Source organism: Pandoraea sp. ISTKB (assembly GCF_001721285.1).
Taxonomy (GTDB): domain Bacteria; phylum Pseudomonadota; class Gammaproteobacteria; order Burkholderiales; family Burkholderiaceae; genus Pandoraea; species Pandoraea capi.
The window spans coordinates 35195-61518 of the sequence record NZ_MAOS01000105.1; the positions used below are offsets into that span (position 1 = coordinate 35195).

Sequence of the window (26324 nt, forward strand, 5' to 3'; positions counted from 1 at the left end):
CGCCGGGTAAGCCCGCAGACGTAACAGTGCGCCTCGTGAAAGTTACACCGCGCTACAATGCGGCCCTGTCTGAGCGATGTTTCGACGTGATTCGATGCGGCGCAACGCGCGTCGATCCTCCGACGAGACTGCATCGATCGTGCAAACACTGCGCCGTCCACACGCGTGTTTCGCGGCGAAAGCGCGTGTCCTGCGGTAACAGGGGGCGCATTGTGGCATCCGGGGCGTTCGCGCAATCGCTCGAATAGCGGCGTAATTCACGCTATTTCACGCGGTTTGTGCAATGCACGTTTGCGCGTCGCCTCAGGCCATCTCCCGTTCCTACGCTTCGGTATGTTTGCAAATTCACGCACTGTCGACAGTGCCCAAACCGGCCCGCACGACAAACTCGCAGAGCTCGTGGCGCGTCATCGCAACGCGACCTTTCGCAAGCCGCTTGCGGCCTACAGTGCTGCGGCATTCGATGCCGCTATCGCCGCGTGGCGCAATGCAGGCGCCGCGCCGTTGATCATCGATGCCGGATGTGGCGTCGGTGAGAGCACGCTGCGGCTGGCCACACAATTTCCCGATCACTTCGTCATCGGCATCGATCAGTCGGAGAGCCGCATCGTGCGCGGCAAGGATTGGTGGGACGGTGTGTGGCCCGAGAACTTCGTGTGGGTGCGCGCCGATCTCGTGGACTTCTGGCGGCAGCTTCATGACGCGGGCATTCGTCCTGCGCGTCACTACATCCTCTATCCGAATCCGTGGCCGAAGATCGGTCAGTTGGCACGTCGATGGCATGCGCATGCCGTGTTCCCGACGGTCGTCGCCCTCGGTGGCGTGCTGGAGTGTCGCAGCAACTGGGATATCTACATCGACGAATTCGCGCTGGCGGTCACGTGGCTGAGCGGCGTCACGCCCCACGTCGAAGCGTGGCCGCCGCAGGACGGTCCGGCATCCGTGGAACCCATCACACCTTTTGAGCGGAAGTATCTGGCGTCTGGACACGGCTTGCATCGCTGCGTGGTCACGCTGCCGTCCCAATGATGGCGTGGACGCCATTCGATCGCCAGCATCGATTCGGTAGCCCGTAAACGCAACCGGCCGTGCGGGATGAGCGCACGGCCGATGGCATTTTGCGACGCCGATGTGCCTGGAGGCGAACGTCGGCGGCGGATCGACGATCAGTGGAAGTGGGGACGGCTCGGTTCGGCGTCTTCCGGCATTTCCGCATGAACGACTTCGCCCACGGGGTCCGGATAGAGCGGCACGCCGCAATCGTCGCAATACTCCGGATCGAAGCGCCCCGGATGCTTGCGAATGTCCGTCACGCCGCAGACCTTGAGCAGGTCCGTGACCTCATCGAGGGCGCCGCCTTCGACTTCGCCGTTCTCACGGCCATACAACGGCCAAACCACACCGTAGATCACGTCGTTGCTGCCACGCTTGGTGAAGCCGATGCGGTACTCATCGATATTCTGCTCGCCGAAGCCGGCGACGACAGCACGCAGTTCCGGCGGCGTGAGCGTGAGCACGTCTTCCAGATAACGCAGCGCCGTGCGAATCGTATGCGGACGGATACGCTCGTCGGCTTCGCGGCAACTGGCGTAGTAAGCGTCAGGCAGCAGGCATTCGATTTCGCAGCCCGGCAGCAGTGCATTCAGGTTGGGGCCGCCCTGGGCCGACCAGGCCTCCTGGCATTGCCCGCGTTCTGCGTGGCGAGCGCCATCTTCCTGCCAGCGGAACATCGGCGCGCCCTTGGGGACGGTCACGGCGGCGAGCAGGAAACGCGGATCGGCGAGGATCGGTGCGGTTTCCGGCAAATCGCTGCCGGGCTCCTTGACTTCGGCGTTGCTGACGGCGGCCTGCACGAGCTGTTGCGTGACCTTCCACGATTCGCAGTGCGTGCGCGGGAGCTGATCGATGCTGTAGAGGTAGGGCGAGATGGCCACGCGAGCCGATTCCGCCAGCACGTGGGCGTGCAGATGTGCGCGCACGGGCATGAGAGCGTCGGATTTCACCTGACCCGAGGGAATCGCGTAACGCGTCCACGCGAGAATGGGGATGGCGACGAGCAGGCCGTCCCAGATCTCGCCGTCGGCCTCGGGCTCGGCGGATTCGCTTTGCGATTCGATCAGATCGGCGAGTGCACCATAGGCTTCGCTATGGTTGGCCTGAAGATGGTCGAGCGCGGCATCGATCGCCGGCTGGTTGCCCGTGCGCAGCACGCGCGTGAGCAACGTGTCGAGCTGGGCTTCCCAGAATCGGTCTTCGATGCGGCTACCCGAGGCAGCCAGCGCGAGCGCGTGGCCGACCAGCTTTTCGGCGTCGGGGGTCAGTCGTTTGGCGGTGCGTGAGCGCATAGTCGTGCAAAGCAGAAACACATGAACTCACGATTGTACGGCATGCGTGAACGCGATAGATGGGACGCTTGCACCAATCGCGTCGACGCCTGCCGCCAGTCGCTTCTGCGTCACCCCGTGTTCGCTGCGGCGTGGCCGCTGCGGGACGGGGCGTTTCGGGAGCGTTTCCGGAGCGTTCTGGGCGGCGTTCAGAAGTCGAACGCGAGATTGGCCGGGGCGGAGAGTCGCGTATGGCGCGTCGTCGCGGCGCTCGCACCCTTGACGGGGGAGAGTGCTGCGCCTTCGAGCGAGAGCAGGGCGAGCTTGCGTTCCACGCCGCTGGCGTAGCCCGTGAGCGTACCGTCTGCGCCGATCACGCGATGGCACGGCACGATAATCGTTATCGGATTGCGCCCGTTGGCGGCGCCGACGGCGCGCGACTTGTTGGCGTCGCCCAAGGCATGCGCGAGATCGCCGTAGCTGCGCGTTTCCCCGAAGGGAATGCGGCGAAGTTCATCCCACACACTCTTCTGGAACGGCGTGCCCTCGGGGGCGAGGTCCAGTTCGAAGAGGCGGCGTCCGTCGTGAAAATACTCGTCGAGCTGCTGTTTTGCGGCTGTCAGCACGGCGACGCCGTCGCCATCGCGGCGCTCATCCCCGTCTTGCGGGAAATACTTCTGATGCGAGAAATAAACGCCGGTCAGCGCGTCGCCGTTCGCGACGAGCAGCATCTGGCCCAGCGGACTCTCGTACAGCGTTTCGTAGTGGGTCACTGGCGTGGCGGAAGTGATACGGGTCATGCAATTGCCTCCTGCAAAGTCTCGACCGGCTGGCCTGCCGGTCCTTGGGCCGCTGCGCGCCAGATATGAAGCGCAGCGTACGCGCGCCACGGAGCCCATTGATGGGCCCGCGAGGCAACGGCGCGTCCATTGGCGACGCCGAGCGCCTGACGCAGCACCAGATCGTCCACGGGCATCGCGTCGGGCGATCCGAGGGCACGCATTGCGATGTACTGGGCTGTCCAGGGGCCGATGCCCTTGATCGCGAGCAGCGATGCCATCGTCGTGTCGAGCGGTGCGAGCGGATCGAGCCGCAGCCGTCCCTCGACGATCGCCTGTGCAACACCGTGAATTGCGGCGATACGACTTCGAATGATACCGGCTTCGCCGAGGGCGTCGACGGGAACGGCGAGCATTTGCGCGGCGCTCGGGAAGGTATGCGTCAATTCGTGGGCGGGGACCGGCAGTGGCGTGCCGAAGCGTTGGGCGAGGCGGCCGAGCAGGCGTCGTGCCCCTTTGACGGTGATTTGCTGGCCCACGATGGCGCGTACGGCGATCTCGAAGCCGTCGACGGTGCCCGGCACGCGCAGGCCCGGTGTCGCGCATGCGAGGGGCCCCAGATGGGCATCGATGACGTCCGGGCGGGCGCCGAGATCGAACAGATGACGCAGCTTGCCCAGCACTTGCGGCACGCTGCCTGCGAGCGCCGGCGGCAGTGTCACTTGCAGGGCATGACGATCCGGCAGCGGGGAGACTCGACACCAGCCGGTGATCGACTGTCCGTTCTGTCGCTCGATGCGCAGCGTGCGGGTGTAGGTATCACCTTCGCGGTGTTCGACGCCTTCGATGGCGCGGTCACCGAGAAAATCGAGCAGGGCGTGCCAGGCGAAGGGTGGTCGATAGGCGAGCTGGAAGACCAGATCGCCTTCCGGTGGTGCCGCGATGCGGGCCATCCGCGCGTTGTGGGCGCTAAGGCGCAGCCGGCCCGGCGCGAAGCCATAGCGTGATTTAAACAGGCCATTGAAACGCCGGACGCTACCGAATCCGGATGCCAGCGCGACCTCCGTCACCGGCAAAGCGGTATCGGTCAGCAGACGCTTCGCGAGCAGCAGTCGTTGCGTCTGTGCGTACTCGACGGGGGAGACGCCGAATTCGTCGGCAAAGATGCGTCGCAGGTGTCGTTCGGTGATGCCGATACGGGCGGCGAGATCGGGCAGGGCGGCGTGATTGAGGAAGCCTTCGTCGATCATGGCGGCGGCGGCATCGGCGAGTTCGCGTGAGGCATCGAAGCGAGCGCTGCCGGGGGCGAGTTCCGGGCGGCATTTCAGGCAGGGGCGGTAGCCGGCCTTTTCTGCGGCGGCGGCGCTGCCGTAAAACGAGCAGTTCTCGAAACGGGGCGTCCGGACGTTACAGACCGGCCGACAGTAAATACCTGTGGATGAAACACCGACAAAGAACCAGCCGTCGAAGCGCCGGTCACGGGCGGAGACGGCTTTGTAGCAGACTTCCGGATCGAGCGTCATGGGGAGGGCGGTGCGGGGGAACATGGGCCCCACTCTACGCGCGAGCCGTACGTCAAGCTAGTCATTTTCGGACATGACAAGGAAAGAGATGCGATGAAAAGTGGGGGGATGCAAGCGCGAGCGCAAGCGCAGGAAAGCGGGGAGGTGTTAGCCCTGGGCAAGGCAGGCAGACGCCAGGGGGCGCTTACCGATGCGACTTTCAGTGGAGTGTCGGGAAGTGTCCGCTGGCGTCTGTCCCGCTGCGTTGTGGGAGGGTGGGGGAAATAAGGGACAGCGGGGTTTCTGGGACGAGGCTTAGCCCCAGGGAGAAAACACCACAAAAAAACCCGGCGCAAGGGCCGGGTTTAGCGCGCCATCGGGGGGGGGGAGGGAATCCACCCGCCGACGGCACAATGCACAACGACTAAATTGCTACGTCCGCCAGACTCAGGCAGCCGCGAGCAACTGACGCAGCACGAACGGCAGAATCCCGCCGTGCTTGTAGTAGTCCACTTCGATCGGCGTATCGATACGCAGCAGGACCTGCACCTTTTGCGTTTCGCCGTTCTTGCGATGGATCACCAGCGTGACATCCTGTTGCGGCTTGATGTCGGCCGTCAGACCTTCGATGTCGTACGTTTCCTCGCCCGTGATACCGAGCGATTCCACGCTGTCCGAGCCCTTGAATTGCAGGGGCAGCACGCCCATGCCGACGAGGTTCGAGCGGTGGATGCGTTCGAACGAGCGGGTGATGACCGCCTTCACGCCCAGCAACTGCGTGCCCTTGGCTGCCCAGTCGCGCGACGAACCCGTGCCGTACTCCTCGCCGCCGAACACCACCGTCGGGGTGCCTTCGCCAACGTACTTCATGGCGGCGTCGTAGATCGAGAGCTGTTCGCCGCTCGGCTGGTGAATCGTCAGACCGCCTTCGACGCGCGAACCGTCGGCCTTTGCCGGGATCATCAGGTTCTTGATGCGCACGTTCGCGAACGTGCCGCGCATCATCACTTCGTGGTTGCCGCGACGCGAGCCGTAGCTGTTGAAATCGGCCTTCAGCACGCCGTTATCGAGCAGCCACTTGCCTGCCGGCGACGTTTCCTTGATCGAACCGGCCGGGCTGATGTGGTCGGTCGTGACCGAGTCACCGAACACGCCCAGTGCGCGTGCGCCCTGGATCGGCTTGATGTCGGCATTCGGTTCCATCGCGAAGCCGTCGAAGAACGGCGGTTCGGCGATGTACGTCGACGTCGGCCAATCGTAGACCTGACCCTTCGAGCCCTTCACCTTCGCCCACAGCGGGCTCGGCTCCTTCACCGAGTCGTAGTTGGCCTTGAACACCTTGGCGTTCATGGCGAACTTCATCAGCTTGTGGATCTCGTCGCTGGTCGGCCAGATGTCGCCCAGGAAGATGTCGCGGCCGTTCTTGCCCTTGCCGACCGGTTCCGTCATCAGGTCGCGCTGCACGTTGCCGGCGATGGCGTAAGCCACGACCAGCGGGGGCGATGCCAGGAAGTTGGCGCGAATGTTCGGGTGAATACGCGCTTCGAAGTTACGGTTGCCCGAGAGGACGGCGGCCGCCACCATGTCGTTCTTGGTGATCACCTCGTTGAGCTCGGCCGTCAGATCGCCGGCGTTACCGATACAGGTCGTGCAGCCGTAAGCCGTCACGCCGAAGCCGAGCTTCTCCAGGTACGGCAGCAGGCCTGCCGCTTCCAGGTACTCGGTCACCACGCGGCTTCCCGGGGCGAGCGACGTCTTGATGTGCGGAGCGACCGTCAGACCGGCTTCCACGGCCTTCTTCGCGAGCAGACCGGCGGCGAGCAGCACGCTCGGGTTCGACGTGTTCGTGCACGACGTGATGGCGGCGATCAGCACGTCGCCGTTGTTGACGTCGATGCCACCGGCCGTCTTGTACGTCGTTTCCAGCTGTTCCTTCGTCAGGTTGAAACCGTTCTCGGCGACCGGCTTCGTGAACAGGTCCTGGAACGTGTGCTTCACGTTGCCGATTTCGATGCGGTCCTGCGGACGCTTCGGGCCAGCCAGCGACGGCGCCACGGTGCCCAGATCCAGCTTGAGCGTCTTCGTGTAATCGATGCTGTCCGTTTTCGGCACGCCGAACAGGTTCTGTGCCTTGAAGTACGATTCGAATGCCTTGATTTCTTCCTTCGTGCGGCCCGTGCCTTCGAAGTAGTCGATCGTCTTTTCGTCGACCGGGAAGAAGCCCATCGTGGCGCCGTATTCCGGGGCCATGTTGGCGATGGTGGCGCGGTCCGGCAACGCCAGACTCGACGTGCCTTCGCCGAAGAACTCGACGAACTTGCCGACGACCTTCTCGCGACGCAGCATTTCCGTGATCGTCAGCACCAGATCGGTGGCGGTCACACCTTCGCGCAGACGGCCCGTCAGTTCCACGCCGACGACGTCAGGCGTGAGGAAATACACCGGCTGACCCAGCATGCCGGCTTCGGCTTCGATACCGCCCACGCCCCAGCCCACCACGCCGATACCGTTGATCATGGTCGTGTGGCTGTCCGTACCCACGAGGGTGTCCGGGTAGTACACGTCGTCCTTCTTGTGGACGCCGCGTGCCAGATATTCCAGGTTCACCTGGTGAACGATACCGTAGCCCGGTTGCACGACGCCGAACGTGTCGAACGCCTGCATCCCCCACTTCATGAACTGGTAGCGCTCGTTGTTGCGCTGGAATTCCAGCTTCATGTTCAGGTCGAGCGCCTTCTTCTCGCGGAAGTGGTCGATCGTGACCGAGTGGTCGACCACCAGATCCACGGGAACCAGCGGCTCGATACGCTTCGGGTTCGTGCCCTGACGCTCTGCGACGTTACGCATCGCGGCGAGGTCGGCGAGCAACGGCACGCCCGTGAAGTCCTGCAGCACGACGCGGGCCACGACGAACGGGATTTCGTCGGTGCGCTCGGCGTTCGGCTTCCAGCCGGCCAGTTGCTTGACGTGCTCTTCGGTCACTTTCTTGCCGTCGCAGTTGCGCAGCACGGACTCGAGCACGAGGCGAATCGATACCGGCAGACGATCGACGTTCACACCCAGGGCCTTGCCCAGTTGGGGCAGCGAGTAGAACTTGCCTTTCTTGTTGCCGCCGAGCTTGAACTCTTTAAGCGTTTTGTGGAGGTTGTGGGCCATGATCTTTCCTTGAGTGATACAGAAAAACAAAGCGGTGGTGATGCCATTAACGGGGGACGGTATCGCGCGAGCACCTGCGTGAGTGCTCGCTGCGACACCTGTACGTCGAACATCCGGCGTACCGGTTACTACAAATCTTGCAAAAGCTACAGCAGGAAAGCGGCTGGCGCATTACGCGGACTGATTTGGCGTCCACTGAGCACTCGCTCAGTTCGTGACCTTGATCAGTTCGTTCGATTGCGTCGGGGCAGCCTTGTTTTGCTCCGACATCGCCTGCGTCATGCACTCGTCAGCCAGACGCGTGTCATCCATCGGATTGCGTTCGTGCTTGAACAGCATCGCCTTGGCCGGGATCACGACCAGGTCCATGCCGCTTGCGGCGTCATAGAAGCGGTCGGCGCCGGTCGTGGTCTGCTGGCGCGGCAACTTGTAATTACGACCTTGCCAGAACATCGTCAGGATCTGGTCGCGCTTCATGTCGCCCTTGATGTACAACCGATTGCTCTCTTTGCAACTCCAGAGTTCCGAACCTTCGTCCGGTTGCGCGGGTGCCGCAGCCACTGCGGCCTTCTTCTTGGCCGGCGCCTTCTTCTTCGGCGCAGCCTTCTTGGCCGTGGTCTTGTTCGCCGGTTCAGCGGCAAACGCGGTCGGCAAGACGGCAACAGAGCACAGGGCAATCAGCGCAGTCAGGCAAAGCTTCTTCATGGTGAGTCTCCAGAGGGAAAAGTCCGACGTTCACAAAAGCGCAGATTATCGTACGAACTCTGCGTCGTTCGACGTCACCACACAAATTTTTTCAATTCCTTTCAGGCAAGCGCAATGGGCGACAGCGGGACGAGCCGGCGTCGCGTTCGATCGTGCTGCAGTGCGGAATTCGGGGTTTCGCCGGATGTGGCGGGGCTTTTCCCGGATCGGGCTGCGGGAAGACGGTGCGGAAAAATGCGGGAAATCGGGAGCGCGGAATGCTTGGCGAAACGAGCGCGAGATGAGCGCGAAACGATGCACGAAGTCGCGGGCAGGGCAGGGGACAATACGCTCGTCGCGGACATTGTCGACGCCGGTCGTCCGGAGCGTTGCGTTGCTTGCGGCAATCAGACGCTGCATTCGCTTGGCCAAGAAATCGCTCGATGAGGCTTGAGGGAGTGGCGGGAGCCTATTGCGACAACGGGGCTTGCCCGTTTTGCGTCGCCGTGGGGCGCTTACGCGATGTCGTCACTCTGGATTCAAGGAACGTTCAGGTGCTACCAGGTTAGGGAAGTGGCGCCGGCACTGGGGGTAGCCGCCGGCGCGCTGTCGGCCCGTTGCGATGCTTTTGGCATCTCGCGGGGCCGTTTCCCTGGGGCGATCCTGGAGGATCAGCCCAGCAGATGCGCCACGCCGGCGCGCTCTTCTTCGAGCTCGTTGAGCGTGATGTTCATCTTTTCACGCGAGTAGGCATCGATCTCGAGGCCTTCCACACGCTTGTACTTGCCGTTTTCGCAGATCACCGGCACGCCGTAGATCACGTCTTCCGGAATGCCGTACGAGCCATCCGACGGGATACCCATCGTGACCCACTTGCCGTTCGAGCCGAGCACCCAGTCATGGATGTGGTCGATGGCAGCGTTGGCTGCCGAAGCGGCCGACGACAGGCCACGGGCTTCGATGATGGCGGCGCCGCGCTTGCCGACGGTCGGCAGGAACACGTCGTTGTTCCACACGTCGTCGTTGATCAGGGTCTTGACGCTTTGACCGTCGATCGTGGCGAAGCGGTAGTCGGCGTACATCGTCGGCGAGTGGTTACCCCACACGGCCAGCTTTTCGATGCTGGCGACCGGCTTGCCGGTCTTGGCGGCGAGTTGCGACAGAGCACGGTTGTGGTCCAGACGCAGCATCGCGGTGAAGTTTTCCTTCGGCAGGTTCGGTGCCGACTTCATGGCGATGTAGGCGTTGGTGTTCGCCGGGTTGCCGACGACCAGCACCTTGACATTGCGGCTGGCGACTTCGTCCAGGGCCTTGCCTTGCACCGTGAAGATTGCGCCGTTGGCTTCGAGCAGGTCCTTGCGCTCCATGCCCTTCGAACGGGGACGGGCACCCACCAGCAGGGCGACGTCGGCATCCTTGAAGGCAACCTTCGGGTCGTCGGTCACGACGACGCCAGCCAGCAGCGGGAATGCGCAGTCTTCCAGCTCCATCACGACGCCCTTGACGGCGGCTTGAGCTTGCGGGAGGTCGAGCAGTTGCAGGATGACGGGCTGATCCTTGCCGAGCATGTCGCCATTAGCGATACGGAACAGCAGGGAGTAGCCGATTTGGCCAGCGGCGCCGGTGACGGCGACACGCATTGCGGGTTTTGCCATGAGAATCTCTCCAGACGTGTACAAATTCCTGCGAAGCTCAAGAGAGGCTCGCCGTCCGGGTGGCAATTGCTTTGCCAGGCTGACAGCGCCGCGTCACATTAAGCTTCTAAAATTCCTTGACCTACGGAAGCTTGCGGGCTGCGCGGGGTGTACTGCGGTCGATATGTGCGAAGCACCGGTCTTTCTTATCTTATAAGATAGCCGTGCTGCAGCTGCAGGCCCCTGTTAGCCCGCGCCAGTGTAGGAGTCGCCACATCGAATGTCAACTCTATCTTATGTCTTATATAAGACATAGGATTATTGCTGTTATTCGATGGACGAAGGTCTTGATTTGTGGTCAAATCCCCGCCATGAATGCGAACGTTCGCGACACATCCAACACTACGCCGCCTGTCGATGCCCCGCAGCGATCGGACAGCGCGCGCGACGCCGTACCAGTGACTCAGGCCGCTCAGGCCTTGCAACAAGGTGCGGCTGCCGGAGCGTCGCCGACATTCAGCCCGCTGTACCAGCAGATCAAGGGGCTCATTACCCAGAGCCTGCAAGCCGGCGAATGGAAGCCCGGCGAAATCATTCCCAGCGAAGTCGATCTGGCCTCCCGTTACAAGGTGAGTCAGGGAACCGTGCGCAAGGCCATTGACGAACTGGCTGCCGAGAATTTGCTCGTGCGCCGTCAGGGCCGGGGCACCTTCGTGGCTACCCATCATGAGGACCGGGTGCAGTTCCGGTTCCTGCGTCTTGCGCCCGACTCGGGCGAACCCCATCACCCGCCCAGCCGCCTGATCGAGTGCCGCCGCATGCGCGCACCGGCGGAAATCGCGCGTCAGCTCGATTTGCGCGCGGGCGATGGCGTGATTCTGATCCGTCGCATGATGGATTTCTCGGACCGTCCGACGGTGCTCGACGAAATCTGGTTGCCGGGTTCGCTGTTTCGCGGGCTAACCGCGGAAAGACTCAATGAGTATAAAGGGCCGATGTACGGCCTGTTCGAAGACGAATTCGGTACGCGCATGATTCGCGCCGTGGAAAAAGTCCGCGCCGTGGCCGCAGACGACATGACCGCGGATCTGCTCAAAGTGCCGAAGGGATTTCCGTTGCTGAGTGTGGAGCGTGTGTCGTTCACCTACGGCGACAAACCGGTGGAAGTGCGCCGGGGTTGGTATGTCACCACCGAACATCATTATCAGAACGAACTGAGTTGATGCATGGCATTGATTCGGTCGATGAATCTGATTTGAATTGGTATTGAGAGGGTAGGGAGACGTTCTCGGGAATGCGCCGGTGTCGTGGCTGGCAAGTCCCTGGGAGTCGAGGCTTGGGGGCGGCGTGTCGTGCGCCGTTGGCAGGAATTTCCGGAGCATTGGAACCGGTATGGTGCAACGCACTAGAATCGGCGCTAAAATCCGGGGCTGATGTAACTACATGGGGTCTAGCATGGCTGAAGTGGTAAAAAAAGAGCGGCCAGTCTACAGGAATATCGGTATCGGACAGATTGTCTCGTACCGTCTCCCGCCGGCTGGTATCGTTTCGATTCTGCACCGTATTAGCGGTGTCATCTTGTTCCTTCTGTTGCCGTTCGCGCTGTATTTGTTCGAACAGAGCCTCACGTCGGAACTGACCTTCGACACTCTGCGAAGCGTCGCCTCCAACTGGTTTGTCAAGCTCGTCATCCTGGCGTTGTCGTGGGGCTTCCTGCACCACTTCTGTGCCGGCGTGCGCCATCTGCGCATGGACTTCAATCACGACGCAGTGAGCAAGGAAGGCGGCAAGAATTCGGCAGTGGTCGTGCTGGCCGTGTCGCTGGTGCTGACGCTGGCCGTCGCCCTCAAGCTGTTCGGAGCGTTCTAAGATGGCACAGAACAATATCGGTTCCAAGCGCCTCGTCGTCGGCGCCCACTACGGCCTGCGCGACTGGATTGCGCAGCGCATGACCGCGGTCATCATGGCCGTGTACACCGTGATCCTGCTGGTGTGGTTCTTCACCGCCAAGGATTTCTCCTACGAAGGCTGGGCTGGCATCTTCTCGCATCAGTGGATGAAGCTGGCTACGTTCGTCACGCTGCTCGCGCTGTTCTATCACGCGTGGGTCGGTGTGCGCGACATCTGGATGGACTACGTCAAGCCCGTCGGTATCCGACTGGCGCTGTACGCGCTGACGATCGTCTGGCTGCTGGCTTGTGCCGGCTATGCCGCGCAGATTCTGTGGAGAGTGTAAAGAATGGCTGCAATTAAAAATTCGCTGCCGCGCCGCCGCTTTGACGTTGTCATTGTGGGCGCAGGTGGTTCGGGCATGCGCGCTTCGCTGCAACTGGCCAAGGCCGGTCTGTCGGTGGCAGTGCTGTCCAAGGTGTTCCCCACCCGTTCGCATACCGTGGCCGCTCAGGGCGGCATTGGCGCTTCGCTCGGCAACATGAGCGAAGACAACTGGCATTACCACTTCTACGACACCATCAAGGGCTCCGACTGGCTCGGCGACCAGGATGCGATCGAGTTCATGTGCCGTCAGGCACCGAACGCCGTCTACGAACTGGAACACTTCGGCATGCCGTTCGACCGTAACCCGGACGGCACGATTTACCAGCGTCCGTTCGGCGGTCACACGGCCAACTACGGCGAGAAGCCCGTTCAGCGCGCTTGCGCGGCTGCCGACCGTACCGGTCACGCGCTGCTGCACACGCTGTACCAGCAGAACGTTGCAGCCAAGACGCACTTCTTCGTGGAGTGGATGGCGCTCGATCTGATCCGCAACGAAGAGGGCGATGTCCTCGGCGTGTCGGCGCTGGAACTCGAAACCGGCGAAGTCTACCTGCTCGAAGGCAAGTGCACGCTGTTCGCGACCGGCGGTGCCGGCCGTGTGTACGCTGCATCGACCAACGCGTTCATCAACACCGGTGACGGTCTGGGTATGGCTGCGCGTGCAGGCATTCCGCTCGAAGACATGGAATTCTGGCAATTCCACCCGACCGGCGTGGCCGGCGCGGGCGTGTTGATCACCGAAGGCGTGCGCGGCGAAGGCGGTATTCTGCGTAACTCGAACGGCGAGCGTTTCATGGAGCGCTATGCTCCGACGCTGAAGGATCTGGCGCCGCGTGACTTCGTGTCGCGTTCGATGGACCAGGAAATCAAGGAAGGCCGTGGTTGCGGCCCGAACGGCGACTACGTGCTGCTCGATCTCTCGCACATCGGTGCCGAGACGATCATGAAGCGCCTGCCGTCGATTCGCGAAATTGCGCTGAAGTTCGCCAACGTCGACGCGATCAAGGAACCGATCCCCGTCGTGCCGACCATCCACTATCAGATGGGCGGTATTCCGACGAACTACAACGGTCAGGTCGTCCTGCAGAAGGACGGCTCGTCGGTGCCCGTCAACGGCTTCTACGCCGTGGGCGAGTGCTCGTGCGTGTCGGTCCACGGTGCCAACCGTCTGGGTACGAACTCGCTGCTCGACCTCGTGGTGTTCGGCCGTGCTGCCGGTAACCACATCGTCGACTTCGTCAAGAACCACGGTGACCACAAGCCGCTGCCCGCCGATGCCGGCGAGAACGCCCTGGCGCGTCTGGGTCGTCTGGAAGGCTCCAGCTCGGGCGAGTACGCCCAGGACATCGCCAACGACATCCGCGCGACGATGCAGAAGCACGCAGGCGTGTTCCGCACGTCGGACCTGCTCAAGGAAGGCGTGGACGAGATCAAGCAAGTGGCCGAGCGCGTGTCGCACGTCCACCTGAAGGACAAGTCGAAGGTGTTCAACACGGCGCGTATGGAAGCGCTGGAAGTCGACAACCTGATCGAAGTGGCCAAGGCCACCATGATCGCAGCCGAAGCCCGCAAGGAAAGCCGCGGCGCGCACGCGCACAGCGATTATCCGGAGCGCGACGACGCCAACTGGATGCGCCACTCGCTGTTCTTCAGCGAAGGCAACCGTCTGGATTACAAGCCGGTGCAGATGAAGCCGCTGACCGTCGACTCGGTTCCGCCCAAGGCGCGGACGTTCTAAGGGATTCGCAAGATCATGAAACGCATTTTTGAAGTCTACCGCTACGATCCGGACAAGGACGCCGCACCGTACATGCAGACCTACGAGGTCGAACTCGACGGTCATGAGCGCATGCTGCTCGACGCCCTCGTCAAGCTCAAGAAGATCGACGAAGGCATCGCTTTCCGCCGCTCGTGCCGCGAAGGCGTGTGCGGTTCGGACGCGATGAACATCAACGGCAAGAACGGTCTGGCCTGCCTGACCAACATGAACGATCTGCCGAACAAGATCGTGCTCAAGCCGCTGCCGGGTCTGCCCGTCATTCGCGATCTGATCGTCGACATGACGCACTTCTTCAACCAGTACCACTCGATCAAGCCGTACCTGATCAACCCCGAGCCGGCACCGGAGAAGGAGCGTCTTCAGTCGCCCGAGCAACGTGATGAGCTTGATGGTCTGTACGAGTGTATTCTGTGCGCATCGTGCTCGACGTCGTGCCCGAGCTTCTGGTGGAACCCGGACAAGTTCGTCGGCCCGGCCGGTCTGCTCCAGGCTTATCGCTTCATCGCGGACAGCCGCGACACGGCGACCAGCGAGCGTCTGGATAACCTGGAAGATCCGTACCGCCTGTTCCGCTGCCACACGATCATGAACTGCGTGGATGTGTGCCCGAAGGGTCTGAACCCGACGAAGGCGATCGGCAAGATCAAGGAGCTGATGGTGCGTCGCGCCGTCTGATGCATTGATCATGCCGGATACCAATCACCAGTCCGATCCGGTAAAACGTGCCCGCCTGCGCTGGCGGGCACGCCGCGGTTTGCTGGAAAACGACCTCATTCTCGAACGATTCTTCGCCAAGTACGAAGCTTCGATGACCGACGAGGATGTGGGCGCCCTCACGAAATTGCTCGACTTGAGCGATAACGATTTGATGGATCTGCTGCTAGCGCGTAAAGAGCCCGAGGCGGATCTGGACGGGCCGGACGTGCGGCGCCTGCTGGCGCTTCTGCGTGCCGTGTAGGGGTTTTGGAATTTTTTTGAGGAAGCGATATGACTCCGTCTGATGTTAAAGCCACCCTATCTTTCTCTGACGATTCGCCCAGCGTAGAGCTGCCGATTTATCAGGGTACGATGGGCCCGGATGTGATTGACATCCGCAAGCTGTACGGCCAGACCGGCAAATTCACGTATGACCCCGGCTTCATGTCGACGGCGTCGTGCAATTCGGCCATCACCTACATCGATGGCGACAAGGGTGAGTTGCTGTACCGCGGCTACCCGATCGAGCAGCTGGCCACCCACTGCGACTTCCTCGAAACCTCGTATCTGCTGCTCAAGGGCGAGCTGCCGAACGCGGAACAGAAGAAGGACTTCGTCGAGACCGTGACCCGTCACACGATGGTTCACGAGCAGATGAACTTCTTCTTCCGTGGCTTCCGTCGCGACGCTCACCCGATGGCCGTGCTGACCGGTTCGGTCGGTGCCCTGTCGGCGTTCTACCACGACTCGCTGGACATCAATAACCCGAATCACCGCGAAGTGTCGGCGATTCGTCTGATCGCCAAGCTGCCGACGCTGGTCGCCATGGCGTACAAGTACAGCATCGGTCAGCCGTTCGTGTACCCGAGCAACGACCTGTCGTACAGCGCGAACTTCATGCGCATGATGTTCGCCAACCCGTGCGAAGAGTACAAGGTCAACGACGTGCTGGTGCGCGCGCTCGACCGTATCCTGATCCTGCACGCTGATCACGAACAGAACGCTTCGACGTCGACCGTCCGTCTGGCCGGCTCGTCGGGTGCGAACCCGTTCGCCTGTATCGCTGCCGGTATCGCATGTCTGTGGGGCCCGGCGCACGGCGGTGCGAACGAAGCCGCGCTGAACATGCTCGAGCAGATCGGTTCGCCGGACAAGATCCCCGAATTCATCAAGCAGGTGAAGGACAAGAACTCGGGCGTGAAGCTCATGGGCTTCGGTCACCGCGTGTACAAGAACTACGACCCGCGTGCCAAGCTGATGCGCGAGACGTGCTACGAAGTGCTCAACGAACTGGGCCTGCACGACGACCCGCTGTTCAAGCTGGCCATGCAGCTCGAGAAGATTGCACTGGAAGACGAATACTTCGTGTCGCGCAAGCTGTACCCGAACGTTGACTTCTACTCGGGTATCGTCCAGCGCGCGCTGGGTATCCCGACCTCGATGTTCACCTGCATCTTCGCACTGGCCCGTACCGTGGGCTGGATCGCGCAGTGGAACGAAATGATCGGGGAGCCGGACCAGAAGATCGGCCGTCCGCGTCAGCTGTTCATCGGCCACACGCCGCGCGAAGTCGCGACCATCGACAAGCGCTAAGCGTTGTCGAGGCGTCCGGCACGGCCCCCGCTTGCCGTGCCGGCACCGTAACCTTGCCGAAACGGCAAGGCGGTGCGCCCCGCAACGAGCCCTCGTTGCGCTATATTCGAATCCACGGCACAAGCTGCTGTGATTCGCACAAATCCCCGGTTCATCGTGCGTTTACCGCCCGGTTTCCCGGGGATTTCGTATTCCGCCGGCGCGAAAGCGCTATGGCATAATCAAAAGTTCACAGAACGATAGTTTCCGTTCCCAGAACGATATTCCGCCCCCGCGTTTTTATCATGGCCAAGACGCTGTATGACAAGTTGTGGGATGCACACGTCGTGCATACCGAGGACGATGGCACGACCGTGCTTTACATCGACCGTCACCTGTTGCACGAGGTGACCAGTCCGCAGGCGTTTGAGGGTCTAAAACTCGCGCAGCGGCCGGTCTGGCGCCTGTCCGCCAACCTCGCCGTGTCGGACCACAATGTGCCGACCACGGACCGTACGCAAGGCATTGCCGATCCGGTGTCGCGCCTGCAAGTCGATACGCTGGATTCGAACTGCGACAGCTTCGGCATTACCCAATTCAAGATGAACGACGTCCGTCAGGGCATCGTGCACGTGATCGGCCCGGAGCAGGGCGCCACGTTGCCGGGCATGACGGTGGTGTGCGGTGACTCGCACACGTCGACGCACGGCGCCTTTGGGGCGCTGGCGTTCGGTATCGGTACGTCGGAAGTCGAGCACACGCTCGCGACGCAGACCTTGCTCATGAAGAAGAGCAAGAACATGCTCGTGAAGGTCGAAGGCACGCTGCCGCGCGGATGCTCCGCGAAGGACATCGTGCTGGCCGTCATCGGCCGCATCGGCACGGCAGGCGGTACCGGTTACACGATCGAGTTTGCCGGTTCGGCCATTCGTTCGCTGACGATGGAAGGTCGCATGACCGTGTGCAACATGGCGATCGAAGCCGGTGCGCGCGCCGGTCTGGTCGCCGTCGACGACACGACGATCAACTACGTGAAGGGCCGTCCGTTTGCCCCGTCCGGCGTGGAATTCCAGCAGGCTGAAGCCTACTGGCGCACGTTCCACACCGATGCCGGTGCGGCGTTCGATCACGTGGTCGAAATCGACGCGAACACGCTGCGCCCGCAGGTGAGCTGGGGCACGTCGCCGGAAATGGTGGTGAGCATCGAAGATCGCGTGCCGGACCCCGAGAAGGAAAAGGATCCGGTCAAGCGCAGCGCCATGGAGCGCGCGCTGGAGTACATGGCGCTCACGCCGGACACCCCGATGGCGAGCATCAACGTTGACAAGGTGTTCATTGGTTCGTGCACCAACTCGCGCATCGAAGACATTCGCGCGGCAGCGTACGTCGTGAAGAAGCTCGGTCGACGTGTCGCGTCGAACGTGCGTCTGGCGATGGTCGTGCCGGGTTCCGGGCTGGTGAAGCAGCAGGCCGAGCAGGAGGGTCTGGACGAGGTCTTCAAGGCCGCTGGCTTCGAATGGCGTGAACCGGGCTGCTCGATGTGTCTGGCGATGAATGCCGACCGTCTGGAGTCGGGCGAGCGTTGTGCCTCGACCTCGAACCGCAACTTCGAAGGCCGTCAGGGCGCAGGCGGGCGTACCCACCTGGTGAGCCCGGCGATGGCGGCAGCGGCTGCCATCGAAGGCCATTTCGTGGACGTGCGACGTCTCGTCTGACGCGCACGCATCGATTTATCCGTCGTTTGACAATTTCTTTGACAGAGACAAGACCATGAAGAAACTGTGGATGCTGATCGGTGCGGTGCTGCTGTTGGGCGTAGCAGGTTGCAACACGATGGCGGGCCTCGGCAAGGACACGCAAGCCGCCGGCTCGGCCCTCGAGAACGCCGCGAAGAAGTGATGCGACGGTGCGCGTTGCACGGGCGGGACGCCCGTCGCGCGCACCTTTGAGATTCCCGGTTTTGACGGCCATGTCCCGCAGCGGCAGGCCGTAGCCGAACTGTTTTGATCAGGTGGTTCGTGATGGAAAAATTTACCGTCCATACGGGGTTGGTGGCACCGCTGGATCGCGAAAACGTCGATACCGACGCGATCATCCCCAAGCAATTCCTGAAGTCGATCAAGCGCACGGGCTTCGGCCCGAACCTGTTCGACGAGTGGCGTTATCTCGACGTGGGGCAGCCGGGGCAGGATTGCAGCACGCGTCCGCTCAACCCGAACTTCGTGCTGAACCAGCCGCGCTATCAGGGCGCGACCGTGCTGCTCGCCCGCAAGAACTTCGGCTGCGGCAGCTCGCGTGAGCACGCGCCGTGGGCGTTGCAGCAATACGGCTTCCGTGCCGTGATTGCGCCGAGTTTTGCCGACATCTTCTTCAATAACTGCTACAAGAACGGGCTGCTGCCGATCGCGCTGTCCGAGATGCAGGTCGATCACCTGTTCAACGACACGTTTGCGTTCAATGGCTATCAACTGACCATCGATCTGGACAAGCAGGCGGTGATCACGTCGGACGGCCGCGCGTATGAGTTCGACATCGCTCCGTTCCGCAAGTATTGCCTGACGAACGGTTTCGACGATATTGGCCTTACGCTGCGTCACGCCGACAAGATTCGCGCCTATGAAGCCGAGCGAATCGCCAAGCAACCGTGGCTCGCAACGCGCTTGCCGGGCTGATTCCATGTGCTGGGCGCACCGGGTGACCGAGTGCGCCGCGTGTACTGAAGGTGCTTGCGCGTTCGTTGAGAGGGCGTCAGGTACATCCAAGGAGATTGCATGAAAATCGCTGTGTTGCCGGGTGACGGCATTGGTCCGGAAATCGTGACGGAAGCCGTCAATGTGCTCAACGCACTTGGCGAGAAGTTCGAGCTGGAAGAGGCGCCGGTGGGCGGTGCTGGCTACGAGGCTGCGGGTCATCCGCTGCCGGACGCCACGCTCAAGCTGGCCAAGGAAGCGGACGCCATTCTGTTCGGCGCCGTGGGTGACTGGAAGTACGATTCGCTCGAGCGCGCGCTGCGTCCCGAGCAGGCGATTCTGGGGCTGCGCAAGCATCTGCAACTGTTCGCCAACTTCCGTCCGGCCATTCTGTACAAGGAACTGGCAGACGCGTCGAGCCTGAAGCCGGAAATCGTGGCAGGGCTGGATATCCTGATCATTCGCGAGCTGAACGGCGACATTTATTTCGGTCAGCCGAAGGGCTTCCGTCAATCGCCGGATGGGGCTTTCGAAGGTGCGCGCGAAGGTTTTGATACCATGCGCTATAGCGTGCCCGAAGTGGAGCGTATCGCACACGTGGCATTTCAGGCGGCGGCCAAGCGCGACAAGCGTCTTTGCTCGGTCGACAAGGCCAATGTGCTGGAGACGTCGCAACTGTGGCGCGACACGATGATCGAGGTCGCGAAGCAGTATCCGGACGTCGAACTCTCGCATATGTACGTCGATAATGCCGCGATGCAACTGGTCAAGGCACCTAAGAACTTCGATGTGGTGGTGACGGGTAACATGTTCGGCGATATCCTGTCGGACGAGGCCGCGATGCTCACGGGTTCGATCGGCATGCTGCCGTCGGCATCGCTCGATGCCAACAACAAGGGGTTGTACGAGCCGTCGCACGGTTCGGCGCCCGATATTGCCGGTAAGGGCGTGGCCAATCCGTTGGCGACGATCCTGTCGGCTGCCATGATGCTGCGTTACACGCTGGGCCGTGCCGAGCAGGCCGACCGCGTGGAGAATGCAGTGAAGAAGGTGCTGGCGCAGGGGTTGCGCACGCCCGATATCTGGCAGGAAGGCGCGACCAAGGTCGGTACGCGCGAAATGGGTGCGGCAGTGGTGGCCGCGCTATAACGTTGACGGGGCGTCGTGAGACGCCCCTCGGCGCAATTGCAACGATAAGAGAGTGGATAAATGAAAACCGTAGGTCTGGTAGGTTGGCGGGGCATGGTCGGTTCGGTTCTGATGCAGCGTATGCAGCAGGAGAACGACTTTGCTTTGATCGAGCCGGTGTTTTTCAGCACCAGCAACGCGGGCGGCAAAGCCCCGTCGATGGCGAAGAACGAAACTTCGCTGAAAGACGCCAATGATGTCAACGAGCTGAAAAAATGCGACATCATCATTACCTGCCAGGGCGGTGACTACACAACAGAGATCTTCCCGAAGCTGCGTGCTGCGGGTTGGAACGGTTACTGGGTCGACGCGGCATCGACGCTGCGCATGAAGGATGACGCGATCATCGTTCTGGACCCGGTCAACCTCGACGTCATCAAGAACGCGCTCACCAAGGGCACGAAGAACTTCGTCGGCGGCAACTGCACGGTGAGCTGCATGCTGATGGGTCTGGGCGGTCTGTTCCAGCACGGTCTGGTGGACTGGCTGACGTCGATGACGTATCAGGCAGCATCGGGTGGCGGCGCGCAGCACATGCGCGAGCTGCTCACGCAGTTCGGCACGATCAACGCTGAAGTCAAGGCGCTGCTCGACGATCCGCACTCGGCCATTCTCGAGATCGACCGTAAGGTGCTCGCCAAGCAGCACGCGCTGACGGCCGACGAAACCAAGCAATTCGGTGTGCCGCTGGGCGGCAACCTGATTCCCTGGATCGACAAGGACCTGGGCAACGGTCAGTCGAAGGAAGAGTGGAAGGGCGGTGCCGAGACCAACAAGATTCTGGGTCTGGGCGATGGTTTCCCGGGCACGCGCGCCATTCCGGTCGACGGTCTGTGCGTGCGTATCGGCGCCATGCGTTGCCACAGCCAGGCGCTGACCATCAAGCTTACGAAAGATGTGCCGTTAGACGAACTGACCGACATCATCGGCCAGGCGAACGACTGGGTGAAGGTGGTGCCGAACACGCGCGAAGCGTCGATGACTGATTTGACGCCTGCGGCCGTGACCGGCACGATGACGATCCCGGTGGGTCGCTTGCGCAAGATGTCGATGGGTCCTGAGTACCTGTCGGCATTTACGGTGGGCGATCAACTGTTGTGGGGCGCGGCGGAACCGCTGCGTCGCATGCTGCGGATCCTGCTCGACGCTTGAGCGTTGCAGCGTATCGGTAGTGCGTGAAGAACGGCGGCCCGCGAGGCCGCCGTCCGCGCTTTGGGAGGCCCTCCAATTCGTTGGGGGCGCCAGTGACAAACGACTGACAGGCTAGACAAGACACAGTGCGGAAATACTCGACCGGCAAGCGCGCAAATTCGTCCCGTAGTTCGTTTCGCTTGAGTGCGGCAGCGGCTGTCTTGTGGAGCCTCGGGCTTCTCAACGCCGGGGCCGCCGAGTTTGGTCCGCAGCAGGTTCGCTCGGGTCCGGGCCAGCCGTTGCGTGCCGTGATCGTGCTGGGCAACGTGTCGCAGGCCGAAGCCGACGGACTGTCGGTGAAGCTCGCGCCGCGTGAGGCGTTCAAACAAGCGGGTTTGCGCTACGACCCGACGCTCGAGAAGCTCTCCGTGTCGGTCACGCCGACGGGGGGGCGCGAAGCCGGGTACAGCGGCACGTATCTCGTGCACGTCGACTCGGCCGAGCCGGTCAGCACGTCCTTCCTCGATTTGTTGCTGGTGCTCGAATGGCGCACGGGCCGTCAATCCAACGCCGTGACGTTGTCGGCGATTCCCGAAGCCAGCGCGGCACAGCCGCAGGCCGTGGTGCCTGCCGCGGCGACCCAGTCCGCGGCATCCCCGACCCCGGCTTCCGCACCGGCGCCCGCGCCGGCCCCCGCAGCGGCTGCGCAATCGGGCAGTGCGTCGGCTGGCGGCGCGGCGGCGTCGGGTGATGACACGCACAAGGTCGGTCGGGGCGATTCGCTGTCGTCGATCGCTCGGGAGTACACGGGTGGAGAGGGCGGCACGACGCTGGCGCAGATGATGGCCGCGTTGTTCGAGGCGAATCGCTCGGCATTCATTGGCAACGATCCCAATCGGCTGCGTCTTGGGGCGACGTTGAATCGTCCCGCCGATGCGCAGGTGCAGAATATTCCTCCCGCGCAGGCACGCAAGTTCGTGTCGGCGGCGCGGGAACAGTTTGATGCGTATCGCGCGCGGCTGGCCGAATCGACGGCGCAGCAGGCAGCACCGGCCGGTGGCCGCAGTGCACAGGGCGCGATCGAAGCGGGCAAGGCACCGGAAGCTGCCGCTCCCGCCACGCGCGATGAATTGAAGCTGTCTCGACCCGGCAAGGGTGGGGCGGCCGGTTCAGCCGGTCGTTCCAGTGGCAGCGAAGAAGAGCAAATCGCCCAGGGCAAGGCACAGACCGAGGCCCAGGGCAGGGTGAATGAGTTGCAGAAGAACGTAGCAGATCTCCAGAAGCTGTTGGCGATGAAGAATCAGGCCGTCGCTAATCTGGAGCAGCAGGCCGCCACCGCTTCCGGGGCGACTGCGCAAGAGAAGACGGCGAAACCCGCCGATAGCAAGACGACCGCGCCGGCAGGCGCCGTAGCGAACAAGCCGGCGACGGCCGATGCCAAACCGGCCGAAGCTGCCGATGTTGCTGCCAGCGGTGCTGCCGCGGCTGTCGCGTCCGAAGCCGCTGCGGCTGATGCGGCTTCGGCGGCGTCGGCTGACGCGAATGCCTCCGCCGCGACCGCGGCTGCGTCGGCCAGCGAGGTCGCGGCAGCCTCTGCGGCGACGGCGGCAAGCGCTCCGGCGGCCGATACGAAGGCCGATACGAAGCCGGCACCGAATGCCGCGATGAACTGGCGCGCAGTGACGCAGAATCCTTACGTGCTGCCGGGCGCAGGCGCGCTGGTGGTGTTGCTCGGCCTGTGGTGGCTGATGCGACGTCGTCGTGCCGAGCCATCGGCTGGGCAGCCGGGACCGTATGACGACGGCCGTGATGGTCATGATGGTCAAGGTGGCCATGATGACCCGGTCGCACCGCAGGCGGCCGCGCAAGCGGATGCTCCGGTATCGTCCGGCGTGGCAACTGCCGCAGGGGTTGCAGCGGCTGGCGCAGCAGGGGCTGCGGCGATGTACGCGGCCAATCAGGCGGAAGCCGACGAACACCTGCACCCGGAAGCCGAGGCGACCTGGCCCACGACGGAGGACGATGTCCCCGCCGCGGCCGACACCACGACGAACGAACTCGATGCATGGGATGCTGCGCAAGATGACGTGACCGACGAGTTGGTTGCCAGCGCGCAAGCCGACGCGTCGCCGATCGCCTCGGAAGCCTTCGATGTGCCCGCTGAGCCGCTGATGGATGAGGCGTCGCATGCAGCGCAGGATGTGTCTGCCGAGGCCGCCAGCGAGCCGGAAATCGATTGGGACGCCGCCTTCGCGGAGCAAGCGGGCGAGGTGGAGGTTGCGCCGCAGGACGATCCGGCGCAGGCCACGCTCTCGTCGCTCGAAGCGCTGGGTGCTGCGGCTGCCATCGGCGGCGTGGCCGTAGCAACGCCGTCGCCATCCGAACCGGCGCAAGCGCCCGCATCGGAGGCCAACCAGGACACGACGCCGGAGGGTGGTGTGGCGGGCATGCTCGGCGACCTCGATCTGGGCATTCCGGGCCAGCCGGCGAACGTCGGCACGATTTCGAGCGATGCGCTGCCGTCGTTGAGCAAAGGCATCGGTTCGGTGCAGTTCACGATGGCGCCCCCGGGCGATCCGCGTCTCGAACAGGCGCATGGTCCGGACTCTGGCGATATGGCCGATGATATGTCCGATCTGGCCGACGATCTGGACGGTGAGTTGAGCGACGCCGATTTCGACGCCGCGATGAAACAGGCTGAGCAGGCCGCCAGCGTGCCGGAAGCGCCGCGCAGTTACACCGATTCGGCGCATGAAGCACCGTCGCTGCGTCCGCTGTCGTTCGACCTGTCGGATTTCAGTCTGGATCTGAAGGGGGATGAAGCGGCGGCAGCCCCGGCTGCACCGGCATTCGTCACTGCGCCGACGTTGCCCGAAGCGGTTGGCGAGGAAGCGTTGGTCGAGCATGAAGCACTGGCAGCCTCCGTGCCGCAGACGCCTTATGCCGAGGAGCCGGCAGCGCCGCAGGCACCGCAGGTTGTGGCACCCGACGCCGTGGCATTTGAGCCGGTAGCCTCCGCGCCGACGTCGAATGCGCAGCCGATCGAACCGCGCGCCGCAGAACCGGGCGTGCCGGACGAGTTCCACACGAAGCTCGAACTCGCCACGGCGTACCAGACCATCGGCGACGACGAGGGTGCGCGTGAGTTGCTAGAAGAGGTGATTGCCGGCGGCGATGCGGCGCAGCAATCCGTCGCGCGGGCACGACTGGCCGAACTTGGGAAGTAACGCGGCGCGACGCCGATGTTCGCGGCGCGAAATCGCGCCGTGCGATGCGGTGTCCCGCGCAGCCGCCGGATCGGACTCACCTCGGATGGGCGCACCGGCTGCGCACGAATCGAGTCGGGTTCACCCGTTACGGCCTGTACAGAACTGATTGACCGTAGTTTGGGGCGCTCGTTGGTTGAGCGCCCATTTTTCTTTTTCATATGCGAATCGCACTGGGCATCCATTACGACGGCACGGCGTTCTCCGGCTGGCAATCACAGCCGCACGGCAACACCGTGCAGCAGGCGCTCGAAGCCGCATTGCGCGAATTCGGCGGCGTTGCGCTGCCTACGACCGTAGCGGGCCGCACCGATACCGGTGTGCATGGCATCGGTCAGGTGGTGCATTTCGATACCGACCTGGACCGGGCAATGTTCTCGTGGGTGCGAGGCGTCAACGCGTTTCTGCCCAAGACGGTCGCCGTGCAATGGGCGCAAGCCATGCCGGACGACTTTCACGCGCGCTTCGCCGCCTACGAGCGCACGTACTTCTACGTGCTCTATGCCAATCCGGTGCGCTCGCCGCTGCTGCATGGCCGCACGGGATGGCTTCACACGCCGCTCGATCTGGAAGCCATGCGCACCGCCAGTCAGGTACTCGTGGGCGAGCATGACTTTTCGGCATTCCGTTCGTCCGAGTGTCAGGCCAGGACGCCCGTGAAACACCTCTATGCCATCGACATCGAGCAGCAGGGCGATTTCTTCCTCTTTCGCTTCCGTGCGAGTGCCTTTTTGCATCACATGGTGCGCAACATCATGGGATGTCTGGTGTCGATCGGGCGGGGACGCCAGCCGGCGAGCTGGATGACGCACGTGCTCGCCAGCGGTGACCGCCGTCAGGCCGCCCCGACGTTCATGCCCGACGGCCTCTACCTCGCTCGCGTGGGGTATCCTGAGTCATTCCAGGTGCCGGAGCCCAACTGGGCTGCCTGGCCGTTCCCGATGCCGTGGGCAAGTTCATGAAATCTCGTACGCGTATCAAGATTTGCGGCCTTTCGCAGCCCGCCGACATCGATCATGCGGTGGCGCTCGGCGTCGACGCCATCGGTCTCGTCTTCTATCCGCCGAGCCCGCGCTACGTGGATCTGACGCGCGCGGCGGAACTGGCCCGCCGGGTGCCGCCGTACGTCAGCGTCGTGGGCCTGTTCGTCAACGCCAGCGCCGATGACATCGCGCGCGCCGTGGACGCCGTGCCGCTCACCACACTCCAGTTCCATGGGGACGAAACCCCTGAGCAGTGCGCCGCGTTGTCGGCCGCAGCAGGGAACCGTCCGTATATGCGCGCTATGCGTATCGGCCCGGAGACGAAAGACAGCGGCGATTTGCTACAATTCGCCAATGCATACACCGCCGCGCAAGGGATCTTGCTCGACGCTCTGGTCGAGGGCTACGGCGGTGGAGGAAAGGTTTTCGATTGGTCACTTATTCCAAAAGACATCGCGCGTCGGGCCGTTTTGAGTGGTGGCTTGAACGCACACAACGTTGCTGATGCCATCCGTCGGGTGACGCCTTATGCCGTCGATGTATCGAGCGGTGTCGAGGCGTCGCGGGGCGTGAAGGATCACGCCCGCATGACGGCGTTCGTGCAAGCGGTTCTGGCTGCCGACGCCGAAAGCTAATGCAACCCGCCGGGGCGGCCGCAAGGG

Annotated in this window: 23 protein-coding genes; 16 read left to right on the forward strand and 7 right to left on the reverse strand. The window is 62.8% G+C overall.

Annotation, left to right across the window (positions count from 1 at the left end):
* Window positions 1-333 precede the first annotated feature (333 nt).
* Entirely contained in the window at window positions 334-1029 is a 696-nt protein-coding gene (locus tag A9762_RS27190; RefSeq protein ID WP_069345072.1) for a tRNA (guanosine(46)-N(7))-methyltransferase TrmB, read from the forward strand.
* Window positions 1030-1166: 137 nt separating this feature from the next.
* Here the strand turns inward: A9762_RS27190 and A9762_RS27195 are convergent, their stop codons facing one another.
* From A9762_RS27195 to A9762_RS27220, 7 genes are all read right to left on the reverse strand, one after another.
* A complete protein-coding gene (locus tag A9762_RS27195; RefSeq protein WP_069345073.1) occupies window positions 1167-2345 on the reverse strand; it encodes a DUF2863 family protein in 1179 nt (392 codons plus the stop codon).
* 188 nt (window positions 2346-2533) lie between these two features.
* Window positions 2534-3124, reverse strand: a complete 591-nt coding sequence (locus tag A9762_RS27200) for a methylated-DNA--[protein]-cysteine S-methyltransferase (RefSeq protein ID WP_083254332.1) — start codon at window positions 3122-3124, stop codon at window positions 2534-2536.
* Window positions 3121-4626: a DNA-3-methyladenine glycosylase 2 gene (locus tag A9762_RS27205; protein WP_069345074.1), complete on the reverse strand. Its 1506-nt coding sequence runs from the start codon at window positions 4624-4626 to the stop codon at window positions 3121-3123. Before A9762_RS27205 ends, A9762_RS27200 begins: the two co-directional genes overlap by 4 nt.
* A gap of 426 nt (window positions 4627-5052) precedes the next feature.
* A complete protein-coding gene (acnA, locus tag A9762_RS27210; protein WP_069345075.1) occupies window positions 5053-7761 on the reverse strand; it encodes an aconitate hydratase AcnA in 2709 nt (902 codons plus the stop codon).
* Window positions 7762-7968: 207 nt separating this feature from the next.
* On the reverse strand, window positions 7969-8466 hold the full coding sequence (locus tag A9762_RS27215; RefSeq protein WP_069345076.1) for a hypothetical protein: 498 nt from the start codon (window positions 8464-8466) through the stop codon (window positions 7969-7971).
* Window positions 8467-8511: 45 nt separating this feature from the next.
* A complete protein-coding gene (locus tag A9762_RS28765) occupies window positions 8512-8865 on the reverse strand; it encodes a hypothetical protein (protein WP_139133427.1) in 354 nt (117 codons plus the stop codon).
* A gap of 251 nt (window positions 8866-9116) precedes the next feature.
* Window positions 9117-10100, reverse strand: a complete 984-nt coding sequence (locus A9762_RS27220) for a malate dehydrogenase (protein ID WP_069345077.1) — start codon at window positions 10098-10100, stop codon at window positions 9117-9119.
* A 350-nt stretch (window positions 10101-10450) separates the two neighbouring features.
* On the opposite strand from A9762_RS27220, the gene A9762_RS27225 reads away from it, so the two are divergent.
* The 15 genes from A9762_RS27225 to A9762_RS27295 all read left to right on the forward strand — a co-directional run bounded on the left by A9762_RS27225 (window position 10451) and on the right by A9762_RS27295 (window position 26297).
* Window positions 10451-11302 carry a GntR family transcriptional regulator gene (locus A9762_RS27225; protein ID WP_139133428.1) on the forward strand — a complete coding sequence of 284 codons (852 nt, stop codon included), beginning with the start codon at window positions 10451-10453 and terminating at the stop codon, window positions 11300-11302.
* Between the two features lie 232 nt (window positions 11303-11534).
* Window positions 11535-11948, forward strand: coding sequence for a succinate dehydrogenase, cytochrome b556 subunit (sdhC, locus tag A9762_RS27230; RefSeq protein ID WP_069345078.1), 414 nt, complete (start codon window positions 11535-11537; stop codon window positions 11946-11948).
* Window position 11949: 1 nt separating this feature from the next.
* Entirely contained in the window at window positions 11950-12315 is a 366-nt protein-coding gene (gene sdhD, locus A9762_RS27235) for a succinate dehydrogenase, hydrophobic membrane anchor protein (protein ID WP_069345079.1), read from the forward strand.
* Window positions 12316-12318: 3 nt separating this feature from the next.
* Complete coding sequence (gene sdhA / locus A9762_RS27240; protein WP_069345080.1) at window positions 12319-14094, forward strand: succinate dehydrogenase flavoprotein subunit; 1776 nt, start codon at window positions 12319-12321, stop codon at window positions 14092-14094.
* A 12-nt stretch (window positions 14095-14106) separates the two neighbouring features.
* Entirely contained in the window at window positions 14107-14811 is a 705-nt protein-coding gene (locus A9762_RS27245) for a succinate dehydrogenase iron-sulfur subunit (RefSeq protein WP_039368514.1), read from the forward strand.
* Window positions 14812-14821: 10 nt separating this feature from the next.
* Entirely contained in the window at window positions 14822-15094 is a 273-nt protein-coding gene (locus tag A9762_RS27250; protein WP_069345168.1) for a succinate dehydrogenase assembly factor 2, read from the forward strand.
* A 29-nt stretch (window positions 15095-15123) separates the two neighbouring features.
* The gene (gltA, locus tag A9762_RS27255; RefSeq protein ID WP_069345081.1) at window positions 15124-16425 is read left to right on the forward strand and encodes a citrate synthase; all 1302 of its coding nucleotides are present in this window, start codon (window positions 15124-15126) and stop codon (window positions 16423-16425) included.
* A gap of 284 nt (window positions 16426-16709) precedes the next feature.
* On the forward strand, window positions 16710-18119 hold the full coding sequence (gene leuC / locus A9762_RS27260; RefSeq protein WP_069345082.1) for a 3-isopropylmalate dehydratase large subunit: 1410 nt from the start codon (window positions 16710-16712) through the stop codon (window positions 18117-18119).
* Window positions 18120-18174: 55 nt separating this feature from the next.
* Window positions 18175-18303: an entericidin A/B family lipoprotein gene (locus A9762_RS27265; protein ID WP_023596599.1), complete on the forward strand. Its 129-nt coding sequence runs from the start codon at window positions 18175-18177 to the stop codon at window positions 18301-18303.
* 122 nt (window positions 18304-18425) lie between these two features.
* The gene (leuD, locus tag A9762_RS27270) at window positions 18426-19076 is read left to right on the forward strand and encodes a 3-isopropylmalate dehydratase small subunit (RefSeq protein ID WP_069345083.1); all 651 of its coding nucleotides are present in this window, start codon (window positions 18426-18428) and stop codon (window positions 19074-19076) included.
* Window positions 19077-19175: 99 nt separating this feature from the next.
* Window positions 19176-20243, forward strand: coding sequence for a 3-isopropylmalate dehydrogenase (gene leuB, locus A9762_RS27275; protein ID WP_069345084.1), 1068 nt, complete (start codon window positions 19176-19178; stop codon window positions 20241-20243).
* Between the two features lie 60 nt (window positions 20244-20303).
* Window positions 20304-21434: an aspartate-semialdehyde dehydrogenase gene (gene asd / locus A9762_RS27280; RefSeq protein ID WP_072617453.1), complete on the forward strand. Its 1131-nt coding sequence runs from the start codon at window positions 20304-20306 to the stop codon at window positions 21432-21434.
* A gap of 179 nt (window positions 21435-21613) precedes the next feature.
* The gene (locus A9762_RS27285; protein WP_139133429.1) at window positions 21614-24640 is read left to right on the forward strand and encodes a FimV/HubP family polar landmark protein; all 3027 of its coding nucleotides are present in this window, start codon (window positions 21614-21616) and stop codon (window positions 24638-24640) included.
* Window positions 24641-24840: 200 nt separating this feature from the next.
* Window positions 24841-25641 carry a tRNA pseudouridine(38-40) synthase TruA gene (gene truA, locus A9762_RS27290; protein ID WP_069345086.1) on the forward strand — a complete coding sequence of 267 codons (801 nt, stop codon included), beginning with the start codon at window positions 24841-24843 and terminating at the stop codon, window positions 25639-25641.
* Window positions 25638-26297 carry a phosphoribosylanthranilate isomerase gene (locus A9762_RS27295; RefSeq protein WP_069345169.1) on the forward strand — a complete coding sequence of 220 codons (660 nt, stop codon included), beginning with the start codon at window positions 25638-25640 and terminating at the stop codon, window positions 26295-26297. Before truA ends, A9762_RS27295 begins: the two co-directional genes overlap by 4 nt.
* Window positions 26298-26324 lie beyond the last annotated feature (27 nt).

Coding starts and splice junctions, on each gene's coding strand:
- leuD (WP_069345083.1), top strand. CDS start 18,426: ATGGAAAAATTTACCGTCCATACGGGGTTGGTGGCACCGCTGGATCGC.
- A9762_RS27225 (WP_139133428.1), top strand. CDS start 10,451: ATGAATGCGAACGTTCGCGACACATCCAACACTACGCCGCCTGTCGAT.
- gltA (WP_069345081.1), top strand. CDS start 15,124: ATGACTCCGTCTGATGTTAAAGCCACCCTATCTTTCTCTGACGATTCG.
- A9762_RS27195 (WP_069345073.1), bottom strand. CDS start 2,345: ATGCGCTCACGCACCGCCAAACGACTGACCCCCGACGCCGAAAAGCTG.
- A9762_RS27220 (WP_069345077.1), bottom strand. CDS start 10,100: ATGGCAAAACCCGCAATGCGTGTCGCCGTCACCGGCGCCGCTGGCCAA.
- leuB (WP_069345084.1), top strand. CDS start 19,176: ATGAAAATCGCTGTGTTGCCGGGTGACGGCATTGGTCCGGAAATCGTG.
- A9762_RS27190 (WP_069345072.1), top strand. CDS start 334: ATGTTTGCAAATTCACGCACTGTCGACAGTGCCCAAACCGGCCCGCAC.
- sdhD (WP_069345079.1), top strand. CDS start 11,950: ATGGCACAGAACAATATCGGTTCCAAGCGCCTCGTCGTCGGCGCCCAC.
- A9762_RS27205 (WP_069345074.1), bottom strand. CDS start 4,626: ATGACGCTCGATCCGGAAGTCTGCTACAAAGCCGTCTCCGCCCGTGAC.
- sdhC (WP_069345078.1), top strand. CDS start 11,535: ATGGCTGAAGTGGTAAAAAAAGAGCGGCCAGTCTACAGGAATATCGGT.
- sdhA (WP_069345080.1), top strand. CDS start 12,319: ATGGCTGCAATTAAAAATTCGCTGCCGCGCCGCCGCTTTGACGTTGTC.
- leuC (WP_069345082.1), top strand. CDS start 16,710: ATGGCCAAGACGCTGTATGACAAGTTGTGGGATGCACACGTCGTGCAT.
- A9762_RS28765 (WP_139133427.1), bottom strand. CDS start 8,865: ATGCAGCGTCTGATTGCCGCAAGCAACGCAACGCTCCGGACGACCGGC.
- A9762_RS27215 (WP_069345076.1), bottom strand. CDS start 8,466: ATGAAGAAGCTTTGCCTGACTGCGCTGATTGCCCTGTGCTCTGTTGCC.
- A9762_RS27265 (WP_023596599.1), top strand. CDS start 18,175: ATGAAGAAACTGTGGATGCTGATCGGTGCGGTGCTGCTGTTGGGCGTA.
- acnA (WP_069345075.1), bottom strand. CDS start 7,761: ATGGCCCACAACCTCCACAAAACGCTTAAAGAGTTCAAGCTCGGCGGC.
- A9762_RS27250 (WP_069345168.1), top strand. CDS start 14,822: ATGCCGGATACCAATCACCAGTCCGATCCGGTAAAACGTGCCCGCCTG.
- truA (WP_069345086.1), top strand. CDS start 24,841: ATGCGAATCGCACTGGGCATCCATTACGACGGCACGGCGTTCTCCGGC.
- A9762_RS27200 (WP_083254332.1), bottom strand. CDS start 3,124: ATGACCCGTATCACTTCCGCCACGCCAGTGACCCACTACGAAACGCTG.
- asd (WP_072617453.1), top strand. CDS start 20,304: ATGAAAACCGTAGGTCTGGTAGGTTGGCGGGGCATGGTCGGTTCGGTT.
- A9762_RS27295 (WP_069345169.1), top strand. CDS start 25,638: ATGAAATCTCGTACGCGTATCAAGATTTGCGGCCTTTCGCAGCCCGCC.